At 39.7% G+C, this 11,022-nt stretch carries 11 protein-coding genes; 8 read left to right on the forward strand and 3 right to left on the reverse strand.

The window, feature by feature from the left end; all coding sequences use genetic code 11:
• Positions 1 to 6 precede the first annotated feature (6 nt).
• The 8 genes from ACFOGI_RS06360 (at position 7) to ACFOGI_RS06395 (ending at position 7,888) form a co-directional block, all read left to right on the forward strand.
• A complete protein-coding gene (locus ACFOGI_RS06360) occupies positions 7 to 606 on the forward strand; it encodes a sugar transferase (RefSeq protein ID WP_390270160.1) in 600 nt (199 codons plus the stop codon).
• Positions 599 to 1,237, forward strand: coding sequence for a PglD-related sugar-binding protein (locus tag ACFOGI_RS06365; RefSeq protein ID WP_390270163.1), 639 nt, complete (start codon positions 599 to 601; stop codon positions 1,235 to 1,237). The genes ACFOGI_RS06360 and ACFOGI_RS06365 overlap by 8 nt, the downstream gene beginning before the upstream one ends.
• Positions 1,238 to 1,248: 11 nt before the next feature.
• On the forward strand, positions 1,249 to 2,550 hold the full coding sequence (locus ACFOGI_RS06370; RefSeq protein ID WP_390270166.1) for a phenylacetate--CoA ligase family protein: 1,302 nt from the start codon (positions 1,249 to 1,251) through the stop codon (positions 2,548 to 2,550).
• Positions 2,551 to 2,607: 57 nt separating this feature from the next.
• A complete protein-coding gene (locus ACFOGI_RS06375; RefSeq protein WP_390270169.1) occupies positions 2,608 to 3,771 on the forward strand; it encodes an aminotransferase class I/II-fold pyridoxal phosphate-dependent enzyme in 1,164 nt (387 codons plus the stop codon).
• Between the two features lie 2 nt (positions 3,772 to 3,773).
• Entirely contained in the window at positions 3,774 to 4,361 is a 588-nt protein-coding gene (locus ACFOGI_RS06380; protein WP_390270172.1) for an acyltransferase, read from the forward strand.
• Positions 4,361 to 5,467: a DegT/DnrJ/EryC1/StrS family aminotransferase gene (locus tag ACFOGI_RS06385; protein WP_390270175.1), complete on the forward strand. Its 1,107-nt coding sequence runs from the start codon at positions 4,361 to 4,363 to the stop codon at positions 5,465 to 5,467. The genes ACFOGI_RS06380 and ACFOGI_RS06385 overlap by 1 nt, the downstream gene beginning before the upstream one ends.
• Positions 5,468 to 5,564: 97 nt before the next feature.
• Positions 5,565 to 6,779, forward strand: a complete 1,215-nt coding sequence (locus ACFOGI_RS06390) for a hypothetical protein (RefSeq protein WP_390270178.1) — start codon at positions 5,565 to 5,567, stop codon at positions 6,777 to 6,779.
• A gap of 185 nt (positions 6,780 to 6,964) precedes the next feature.
• Complete coding sequence (locus ACFOGI_RS06395; RefSeq protein WP_390270181.1) at positions 6,965 to 7,888, forward strand: LCP family glycopolymer transferase; 924 nt, start codon at positions 6,965 to 6,967, stop codon at positions 7,886 to 7,888.
• Positions 7,889 to 7,937: 49 nt separating this feature from the next.
• On the opposite strand, the gene ACFOGI_RS06400 is transcribed toward ACFOGI_RS06395, so the two are convergent.
• The 3 genes from ACFOGI_RS06400 to ACFOGI_RS06410 are packed head-to-tail and all read right to left on the reverse strand — an operon-like array spanning position 7,938 to position 10,949.
• A complete protein-coding gene (locus tag ACFOGI_RS06400; RefSeq protein ID WP_390270190.1) occupies positions 7,938 to 8,660 on the reverse strand; it encodes an amidohydrolase in 723 nt (240 codons plus the stop codon).
• A complete protein-coding gene (locus ACFOGI_RS06405) occupies positions 8,653 to 9,582 on the reverse strand; it encodes an amidohydrolase (protein WP_390270184.1) in 930 nt (309 codons plus the stop codon). Before ACFOGI_RS06405 ends, ACFOGI_RS06400 begins: the two co-directional genes overlap by 8 nt.
• Positions 9,579 to 10,949: a sodium:solute symporter family protein gene (locus tag ACFOGI_RS06410; protein WP_390270187.1), complete on the reverse strand. Its 1,371-nt coding sequence runs from the start codon at positions 10,947 to 10,949 to the stop codon at positions 9,579 to 9,581. Before ACFOGI_RS06410 ends, ACFOGI_RS06405 begins: the two co-directional genes overlap by 4 nt.
• Positions 10,950 to 11,022 lie beyond the last annotated feature (73 nt).

Below are 11,022 nucleotides of genomic sequence, written 5' to 3' on the forward strand. Positions count from 1 at the left end.
ATTATAATGAAACGGCTATTAGATTTAACAATCTCGCTAATAGTAATTGGAATTCTAGCAATACCCATGATTATAATATCATTTTTAATTTTAGTAACCATGGGAAGACCTATGATTTTCAAACAAAAAAGGCCAGGGTTGCATGGGAAACCTTTTCATATAAAAAAATTCCGTACTATGACTAATGAAACTGACGAGAAAGGTAATTTACTTCCCAACAATGAGAGAATGACCAAAACAGGTAATCTATTAAGAAAGCTTAGTTTAGATGAGTTACCTCAATTGTTTAATGTTTTAAAAGGCGACCTAAGCTTGGTAGGCCCACGACCGCTGCTAATGGATTATCTAGACCTTTATACTCCCGAACAAGCCAGGAGGCATGAAGTTAAACCTGGGATAACTGGTTGGGCTCAAGTAAATGGGAGAAATGCGATTACTTGGGAGGAGAAATTTAAATACGATGTTTGGTATGTGGACAATCAAACCTTTTTTCTGGATATAAAAATTCTTTTTATGACACTAGCGAAAGTCTTAAAGTCAGATGGAGTAAATAAAGATGAAAAAGTGACTATGGAGAGATTTAGGGGTACGAAAACCAATGGATAATACAAATGAAATTTATATATATGGATCTGGCGGGTTAGGAAGAGGGATACTAGATCTTATAAAGGCAATTAACAACAATAATGAAGAAAAATGGATTTTTAAGGGATTTGTGGATGACCAAAATAGCGGGCAGGTCAATGGTTATAAAATATTAGGTGGTATTGAATTTTTACAACAGAAAACTACTCCTATAAATGTGGTCTTAGCTTTTGGTAAACCTAGTATAAAGAAAAAAATTTATGAGGAACTAAAACATAACGAGAATATAATGTTTCCGAATCTAGTCCATCCAAATGTAGATATCTCTCCATTCAATTTGTTTGGTAAAGGAAACATTGTAAGTTTTGGGGTCGCCTTATCTTCTAATATACAAATTGGAAATTTTAATTTAATTCATTATAACTGTTCTGTGGGACATGATGTCTCCATGGGAGATTTTAATTCTGTTTTTCCATTAACCGCTTTGTCAGGTTTTGTTGAGTTGAAGGATAGTATTGAACTTGGTACAAATGCAGCTGTCATTCCAGGAAAAAAGGTAGGAAATAATGCCAAGATTGGTGCAGGAAGTGTTGTGATTGGTGATGTTTCTGATTACAGTACAATAGTCGGAGTTCCAGGAAAGGAAATATAGGGTGATTTTCAATGAAAAAGTACTTTAACAAGTCTAATATGAACTTTTTTGAATTGGTAATTAATCGAGCATTTTTTATGGTTGATATAATTAGAAACAAACGTATCACAAGGGAACTTGAATTCCTAGAAGAGTTTTATGGTTCTGACGAGAAACACAACAAACAGGAATTGTGCTTTCAAAACTTATTAAATGATATAAGACATAATGCCCCTTACTACAAGGGTGTTAATAAGAAACTAGAAGATTTCCCTGTGATAACAAAAAAGCAAATCGGGGACAACTTAAATAATTTAGTATCTAATAAATACAATAAGGAAAATTTGTTGAAAGTTACAACATCGGGGTCTTTTGGAACCCCTATGATTTTTTATAGAAATAAATCTAAACAATTAAGACAAATAGCGGAAGTTCTATTCTTTGGCAGAGATATTGAATATTATATGGGACGGCATCATGCTTTCATCAGAGGTGTTTCAAAAAGTAAATTGAAATTATTTTTACAAAACGAAATACATATAGATCCAACACATTTAGATAAAGAATCTTTGAAGAATATTGTAAGCAAAATAAGACAAACAAGATATATAATCGGGTTCCCTTCTGTTATTGTTTCAATCATTGAGTATTGTGAAAAAATGGCTATCTCCCCAGATACTTTCGATATTCTAGGAATTATCACAACTTCGGAGCCCTTAAATAGTCAGCAGAGAAAATTAATAGAAAATTTTTTTAATTGTACTGTGATTGCAAGGTATGCTACGGAGGAATTGGGTATAATTGGTAATCAATGTGTTGAAAGTGAGAATTATCATATAAATGAAGCTTCATTTATAGTTGAAGTTTTAAAGAAGAATATTGATGAGCCGGCAGAAGAAGATGAAGAAGGTAGAATAGTTGTGACTGATCTCTATTCAAATGCTATGCCTTTAATTAGGTATGATACTGGAGATTATGGAGTTCTGGGTAAAGGATGTCCATGCGGTTATAATGGAAAAGTATTAAGAACCATTTCTGGTAGAAAGATACAAAACCTACTTGATGTTAATGGTGAAGAGGTGTCTCCTTTTTCCTTAAATGTTAGAATGAAAGAATATAATAATGTATATCAGTTTCAGTTTATACAAGAAAAGCACAATGAATATTATCTAAATCTGGTAGTTAATGAAAATTATAATGAAGAAAAAATGATTCTAGAAAATCTACATTATATTTTAGGAGAAGATGCTAATATAAAAATACACTATGTAGAAGAGATAGAACCTCTACCTTCCGGAAAGCGTCCCTATATTATAAATAAGTTGAACAGTTGAACTGATTAAGCATTATTTCTTTCCTACTCACTCTAGATTATTTAGTACAGAAAAGAGATGATAATATTGGCGAAGTTAAAAAGGACCTTCCTCTCGTCACCACACATGAGCGGGAACGAACAAAAATACATCCAAGAAGCATTCGACTTAAATTGGATTGCTCCACTTGGTAACAATGTAAATGGATTGGAAAAAGATATTGCAGAATATAATTCTATAAGAGATGCCGCAGTAGTTACATCAGGGACAGCGGCTATCCATTTAGCTTTGAGGCTATTGAATGTTGAAGAGATGGACACAGTATTCTGTTCTTCACTGACATTTGTAGCCAGTGCCAATCCTATTCTTTATCAAGGTGCCACTCCAGTATTGATAGATTCAGAAATGGATACATGGAATATGTCCCCTCAGGCATTGGAACGGGCTCTCCGAGAAGCTAAGGAAGAGGGACATTTGCCGAAAGCTGTTATTATTGTCAATTTATATGGTCAAAGTGCAAAAATGAATGAACTAATAGAACTATGTAATAGGTATGATGTTCCAGTAATTGAAGATGCAGCAGAATCATTGGGAAGTACATATAAGGGCCAAAAAAGCGGTACATTCGGTAAGTTTGGTGTGTATTCGTTCAATGGAAACAAAATCATTACTACTTCCGGTGGAGGGGCTCTTGTTTCTGATGAAGAGGAAGCATTAAAAAAAGCAAGATTCCTATCTACTCAGGCACGAGATCAAGCCGTACATTACCAGCATAGCGAAATAGGTTATAATTACCGTATGAGTAATATTGTAGCAGGGATAGGACGCGGACAGATGGAAGTTTTAGATGAGCGTGTCTCTCAAAAGCGTGCAGTATTTGATAGATATTTTGAAGCGTTTGGCAATGTGGAAGGTATTGAATTCCAGCCTGAATTGGAAGATACCATGTCGAATAGGTGGCTAACCGCATTAACTATCGACCCAGAGGTCACTGGAGTCTCCAGGCACGAAGTCATTGAGAAATTGAATGAAGAGAATATCGAAGCCAGGCCAGTATGGAAGCCGATGCACTTGCAACCTCTTTTTGATGGAGTGACATATTACCCTCATGAAGAAGGAAACAGTATCGCAGATTACCTGTTTGAATATGGGCTATGCTTACCGAGCGGAACGAATATGACTGTGGAAGATCAGGATAGAGTTATCAAACTCATAACAAATATGATAACAGGAGAGTACTAACTATGTCTTATTATATTCATGACTCGAGCTATCTAGATGAAGGAGCAAATGTTGGAAATGGCACGAAAATTTGGCATTTTTCTCATGTAATGTCTAATACTCAAATCGGAGAATATTGTAATTTCGGCCAAAATGTTTTTATAGGTAATAATGTAAAGGTAGGAAATGGAGTCAAGGTTCAAAACAACGTCTCTATCTATGAAGGAGTAGAGCTTGAAGATTACGTTTTTTGTGGACCAAGTATGGTTTTTACGAATGATATGAACCCTCGAGCTGCCTTTCCTAAAGAGCCTGGTCAAGGGTATTTAAAAACATTAGTGAAATACGGAGCTAGTATTGGTGCCAATGCAACTATTGTATGTGGTACGACAATTGGCAAATGGGCTTTTATAGGAGCTGGGGCTGTCGTAAGTAGAGATGTCCCTGATTACGCGATGATGGCAGGAGTGCCAGCACGCCGGATTGGATGGATGTGTAAGTGTGGCAATAAACTTGATAGAGATCTGGAGACAAGTGGTCAGTGTGAGAAATGTAATAGAGAATATGAGTTAAAAAGTGAAAATCAATTAGTAGAAAAGAGTGATTGTTAATGAAGATACCTCCTTTTACCACAGAAGAGGAAACGAAATTATTAAAACCTGAGATTATGCAGGAAATTGCACGCGTCATAGATTCAGGTCAATTTATTATGGGCCCTGATGTAAAGACTTTTGAAACGGAAGTAGCTGAGTATCTTGGTTCTAAGCATGCAATTGGTGTCAACTCAGGAACTGATGCCCTTGTAATTGGTCTGCTGGCTGCTGGGGTAGGTGAGGGGGATGAAGTGATCACCACTTCATTTACATTCTTTGCAACTGCTGAAGCTATATCACAAGTAGGTGCAACTCCCGTATTTGTAGATGTTGAACAAGATACATATAATATGGATGTGTCACTAATAACAGAAAAAATCACAGAGAAAACAAAAGCTATCATACCGGTTCATCTGTATGGACATGCGGTGGATATGAAACCTTTAATGAAAATTGCCAATAAGTTTGATTTGAAAGTGATTGAAGACGTCGCTCAAGCTTTTGGTTCACTTTATCAATATAAAAAGGTTGGTTCAATTGGTGATATAGGTTGTTATTCTTTCTTTCCAACTAAAAACTTAGGAGCTTATGGTGATGGTGGGTTAATCACTACTGATAATGATGAAATAGCTGAAAAAGCCAAAATGCTGCGTGTTCATGGAGCAAAGAAAAAATACCGTAATGAGATTCTAGGCTTTAACTCAAGGTTAGATTCAATTCAAGCCGCAATTTTAAGAGTAAAGCTACGTAGAATTGATGAGTGGAATGAAGGCCGCAGAAGAGTTGATCAAGGGTATAAAAAACTTCTTAGTGATGTAAAAGGGGTTATACTGCCAAGTGAGCAATCTTATACCACCCATGTATATCATCAGTACACTACCCGTGTTTTAGATGGGAAAAGAGATGAATTACAAGAGCATCTTAAAGAAAGAGGAATTGGGTCAATGGTTTATTATCCAGTACCTGTCCATAAGTTACCACTTTATGATTTTGACTTGGAGTTGCCTAATACTAATAAATTAGCTGAAGAAGTTCTCAGCTTACCAATTTTCCCTCACATGAATGAGGAGAAGATAGAGACAGTGGCAAATGCTATTAAAGAATACTGTGGCTCTGGAAATTAATTTTAAGAGAGTTGTTTAAGTAGAGCAACTCTCTTTTTCAATATAAACGACTCGATTTATCTATATATAAGGCCTGACAGCTGAGGAAGTGAATCAATTGAGACCTTTTAAGACTTTGATTATTCTTTTAGTTAACTTAATTGCGTTATTATTTTTTGTTTTTTTTGTGGCACAGCCATCTGAGAAGCCAATCGCAACTAAAGAAGAGTATGACGAATACTTTTATAGAGACTTTGCATGGTCTATAAATAATTTTCCGACGAATAGTTCAACATACAATGGAGCTCAATATGCGTGGGGATGGAGCAATGTTGGAAACTCATTGGTTAATATGTATAAAGCAACTGGTGATCCAAAGTATTTGGAGTATTTTGCGCAGCAAGCGGAATATATTTTTACCCAAACAGATGAAAAGTTAGGAATAGAAAGCTTTAGTGGTACTGGTCTATCTTTACCAGGATGGTCGGATGGAGGCTATTATACTTCAGGAAAATTTAATTATATTTATCCGGTTCACACAGGTATGATTATATTGCCTATTCTGAGATTTGTAGATACAGTAAAGTCCAATGAGTTAAGTGAATATGATAAAATTGCGAATCAATTTCTAAAATCAAGTGGTGATGCATTAGCTATACACAATCAAGATACGATGTGGAAAGACTTCTCGGATACTGAAGGCTTTTATTTGGGGCATCAACATGGCGAGGGAGTTGTCTCAGAAGCCGGGAAAATAGGAGTTCCCAATAGAATAAGCATATATATAGCTGCCGCCGGATTATATGATAAGCTAACTAAGGGAAGTATATACACGGAACGAATAGAAAAAAGTCTGAACTACTTTAAGTATTCCCTATTTAAATTTGATAAAGATTTTAATACGTATTATTGGAGCTATTATGAAGAACAAAACATAGAAAAACCCTGGGAAGATATAAGTCATGCAAGAATTACTATTTACGGGATATATATTTTGCATGAAGAAGCAGGTTTTAGCGTGTTCAATAAGCAAGATTTAGATAGGCTCGCTAACATTGTTTTTAAGGTGGTAGATGAAAAGAGTTCGCCTCCACTGGTAAGAAAGTATATTCATAAGAGAGATGAAGAGAATAAGGCATATTACTCAATGGATGAAAATCCATATTATAGTTCGATTTTAAGGTGGTCCTTTTTAGGAATTTATAATGAGGAAATACTCGAAGTATTAAAAACGCTTTCTTCTGAAATGAAAAATGACGAAAAGGCCACTAATTTAAGGTTAAGGTTAAATAGTATTGCTAGTTATTTATATACAAAGGAAAAATTAAATTAAACCTTTTATACGCTCACATTGAGTAGTTTTATTGAACTTGTGCTATATTTTGTTTACCTGTTTGAGTATGGGGTCTGCCTTCCAAGTGATCAAATATGGAAATAGCTGAGCAAGAAAGAGTAATAGAACTGATTAGATTCCTATTAAAGGAATAACATCAGCACTATATTAATCGGGAGGTTCATATGAGAAGAGCTAATAAGAAAAAATCCAGAAAGCTATGGATAATAATCCCTCTGCTAATCCTGTTATTGATTGGACTAGGAATTACTGGATATGCTTATTCCATTTATCATAATGCCAAAGATAAAGTGAATAATGAAATGCAAGCCCCTGTAGAATCTATTGATACCACTGTGACGAAAGAGAAGACTGAAGCAAAAGAACCGCTGAATATTCTTTTACTCGGTGTGGATCAGCGAAAAGGGGACAGAGGCCGTTCGGATGCATTAATGGTACTCTCTTTGGATCCATCTTCCAACTCTTCCCGGTTAATCAGTATTCCGCGAGATACAAGGACGACTATTATCGGAAAAGGGTATGAAGATAAAATCAATCATGCGTATGCCTTCGGTGGTTCTGATATGTCTGTTGCAACGGTAGAGAATTTCTTAGACATAGATCTCGATTATTATGTGCGAGTGAATATGGAAGGACTGAAGGAAATAATTGATGAGATTGGTCCTATAACGGTAGATAATGAGATAGCCTGGGAAGGCAATGGGTACGACTTTGAAGTCGGTCCGACTGTCATGGATGGAGATAAAACCATGAAGTATGTACAGATGCGTAAAAAAGATCCTAATGGAGATTTTGGCCGAACCGAGAGGCAACGTAAAGTGGTACAGGCAATTATTGATGAAGGGGCGTCTATTGCTTCTGTAACGAAAGCTAATAGAATGATTGATATTCTTGGTGATAATATGGCAACTAATCTGGATTTTGAGGACATGAAGACGCTGATCGCCGATTATAAAAGCACTCGGCAAAATATAACAACCCACCAGATTTCCGGTACAGGAACTACTATAGACGGTATCTATTATTTGATTGTTCCTGATGAAGAGATAGAGAAAGTGCACTCCATGATGAAAGGCAATGGAGTATAATAAGATGGATGGAAAGAGCCAGGTATTGGATACCTGGCTCTTCTCCTAATTAATCAACCAACACAGATTCCTTCCCATAAACAGCCTTCCCATCAATAAAGGTAGATTCCACTTCTATATCCTTAATCTTAATTGGTTCTACTTCCGTAGGATCCTCTCCCAATACCGCAAAGTCTGCATTTTTGCCAATCTCGATGCTGCCTGTGTTGTCTTCATCAAAAACGAGTTCCGATCCATAGATGGTCATAGCTTTTAGAGCCGTGATTACGTCGATTCGCTGTTCTGGGCCTAGCACTTTTCCCTCTCTTGTAATCCGGTTCACGGCTGCCCAGACAGAGAATAATGGGGAGATGGGCGTGATAGGACAATCGGAATGCAGGGTAAACAACAAGTTATAATCGACGGCTTCTGCAAGCGGGCTGATCCGGCGTCCTCTCTCCGGGCCGAGGAAGATCTTTTCATGGCGGTCTCCCCAGTAATAGACATGGTTGATGAAGAAGGAGCCGGCGACTTGAAGCTTGGCCATCCTTGCTATATCTTCGGTGGTGCCTGACTGGACATGCTCGATCCGGTGCTTATGATCTTTTCGTGGACTTTTCGTTAGTGCTTGTTCATATGCATCCAGAATGGAGCCGATTGCTCGATCGCCGTTCCCATGGGTCGTGATACGGAAACCGCGCTGATGCAGGTCAAGTACCTCTTCATTGAATGCTTCCTGCTCATGGATGAAGTCTCCGTACGTTTCCGGATCATTATGATAAGGCTTACGCAGAGCCTTGGATGGAGCCGTCTTGGAACATCTTGGCGCTGTCTAGTCTGGCCAGTCCATCAGATTTTTCCTGAATTTCTTGATCCAGTTGAGCGGGGGAATAGTCCTCGAATGGCTGGCCTTCCCTCAGTAAATGGTGCATGATCATGAGTTGGGTGCGCATCGGGTTTTTTCTGCTTTTAGCGGCTTTTAAATGTACTTCCAATTCTTTCAAAGTGTTGATGGCAGCATCTGAGTTCGTGGTGATTCCGTGTGCCAAGTATTCCTGGGCCGCCTCTTCCAGTGCCTCTACCATCTCATCGACCGTCTTTTCCGGAGTTTTTTCCTGAACCGGGTTCATAGCACCTGGCTCATAGAGGACTCCGTTCAAGTGGCCGAATTCATCTCTTCCGAAATGCCCGCCGTCCGGGTCGGAGGCATCGTCCTCCAGTCCGCCCAGTTCTAATGCCAGGGAATTGGCCACGGCTAGATGGCCGGAGATATGCCGGATGATGATAGGATGGTTCGGTGCAACCTTATCCAGGTCTCCTTTGGTCGGATGGCGTTTTTCAGCCAGCAATGTGTCATCGTAACCATACCCGATCACCCATTCTCCGTCCGGCGTTTCTTTTACCTTCTCCTCGATAATCTGTTGGATATCTGTAATGGATTCATTCGGTGGTGTACTGCAATTCACCTGGTCCTTGAGCAATGCATACATCAAGATATGATTATGCGTGTCCACGAAGCCGGGAAGCAGTGTTTTGCCTTCTAAGTCGACTAGCTGTGTTTCCTCCGTAATCTCCACTTCATCTTTCGGTGGTTCTGCACTCTGCCAGATTCCGATGATTTTCCCGTTTGCTACAGCTACTGAACCGGCTTTTTTGTTTTGCTTGTCCAATGTCAGTACATTTCCGTTGGTGAATAGTAATGTTGCTTTCTTCATCTCGCTTCTCCTCTCTGTGTTATAGGATAGTCGTTTTGCCCATCTGTTTTCTCATTTACTTTTTTCATGGAAAAGTAGTAGGCGGCAATCTGCTCTTCCCCATCATGCTCGGTAAACAGGCTTACCGTTACCAGCAGGATCAGAGATACAATCAACCCTGGAATGATCATATGCAGACCGAATGGATCGCCGAGAATACTCCAGACTACTGCGACAGCCAGGGAGCCGACAACACTTGCCATCATTCCTGTCTTGGTAGCTCTCTTCCAGAACATAGCTGCCAGCACCGGAAATACCATAGTAATGGCCGAGAGCGACAGGGCATAGCTGTAGATGGCGATGATATCGGTGATCAATAAGGCGACCAAGAGACCACCGATGGCCATGCCTCCTACAGACAGTCTAGATACCTTCAATACCTTTTCACTGCTTGCTTGTGGAGCAATCCAGCCCTGATAGATATCCTTCGAGATGTTCATCGCACCACTGAGCAGGAAAGATGTTGCCCCCGTCAGTACCGCTGCAAAGAGGGATACCATGAAGAACCCTCCCACTGCGGGTGGAAAAACGGATGTTAGGAATTCGGTGTACACTAGGTCGGGATGCGTATCCAGCGGTACAGCTTGGCGGGCGATGATGCCGATGCCGAGAGCGAAAATCCCTACAAGCGATGTGAGAATGAACCCTATGGAAACAGCACTTACTGCTGTTTTTTCCGTTTTGGCTGCGGAAATCCGCTGCCAGGAGGTCTGCCACACGAGATAGAAAGGTCCGAAGATCAATAGATAATTGATCAGTTCTGTCGTGCCCAGGCCGGAAAAACTTAAGATTTCAGATGGTGTATTATTCACCACGACATCCCAGCCACCCACATAGTTCAGCCCCATCACGAACATGAGAACCAGGCCGGCCAGGATGAGAACGGACTGGATGGCATCTGTCCATGCGACACTCGGCAGACCGCCCATCAATGTGAATACGACGCAAATGACGAAGCCGATCAGCATCGCGGAGATGAAGGAAATATCCACGATGTTCGTCAGAATGGAGCCCATCCCGACAATCTGCATGCCGAACGTCGGTGTCATGTACAGAATGCTGATAATTAATGCAGGAATGAGGCCTGCTGCTTTACCGAAGCGGCGTACGAATAGATCAGGGATGGTATACAGCTTCAATTTCCGTATCGTGGCACCAAGCACCACGGCCAGCAGCACGGAAAAGATCAGTGTCGGCAGGCTAGTCAGAAACCAGGAAAAACCGACCTCGAACCCTTTGCCGGATGCGCCGATGACAGCGGCCGATCCCATCGATGTTGCAATGATGCTCCCGGAGATAGGGAAGAATCCCAGACTGAAGTTCGCCATCGTATATGTTTACAGCCATCGAATTGACCCAGTAATGCCATCTTTTTGACCCAAGCCGGACATCAATTTGATC

Source organism: Virgibacillus xinjiangensis (assembly GCF_042643145.1).
GTDB lineage: Bacteria > Bacillota > Bacilli > Bacillales > Amphibacillaceae > Virgibacillus_O > Virgibacillus_O xinjiangensis.

What these genes read in the sequence shown, in the direction of transcription:
- ACFOGI_RS06360 (WP_390270160.1), top strand. Translation starts at nt 7, where the DNA reads ATGAAACGGCTATTAGATTTAACAATCTCGCTAATAGTAATTGGAATT.
- ACFOGI_RS06365 (WP_390270163.1), top strand. Translation starts at nt 599, where the DNA reads ATGGATAATACAAATGAAATTTATATATATGGATCTGGCGGGTTAGGA.
- ACFOGI_RS06370 (WP_390270166.1), top strand. Translation starts at nt 1,249, where the DNA reads ATGAAAAAGTACTTTAACAAGTCTAATATGAACTTTTTTGAATTGGTA.
- ACFOGI_RS06375 (WP_390270169.1), top strand. Translation starts at nt 2,608, where the DNA reads ATGATAATATTGGCGAAGTTAAAAAGGACCTTCCTCTCGTCACCACAC.
- ACFOGI_RS06380 (WP_390270172.1), top strand. Translation starts at nt 3,774, where the DNA reads ATGTCTTATTATATTCATGACTCGAGCTATCTAGATGAAGGAGCAAAT.
- ACFOGI_RS06385 (WP_390270175.1), top strand. Translation starts at nt 4,361, where the DNA reads ATGAAGATACCTCCTTTTACCACAGAAGAGGAAACGAAATTATTAAAA.
- ACFOGI_RS06395 (WP_390270181.1), top strand. Translation starts at nt 6,965, where the DNA reads ATGAGAAGAGCTAATAAGAAAAAATCCAGAAAGCTATGGATAATAATC.
- ACFOGI_RS06405 (WP_390270184.1), bottom strand. Translation starts at nt 9,582, where the DNA reads ATGAAGAAAGCAACATTACTATTCACCAACGGAAATGTACTGACATTG.
- ACFOGI_RS06410 (WP_390270187.1), bottom strand. Translation starts at nt 10,949, where the DNA reads ATGGCGAACTTCAGTCTGGGATTCTTCCCTATCTCCGGGAGCATCATT.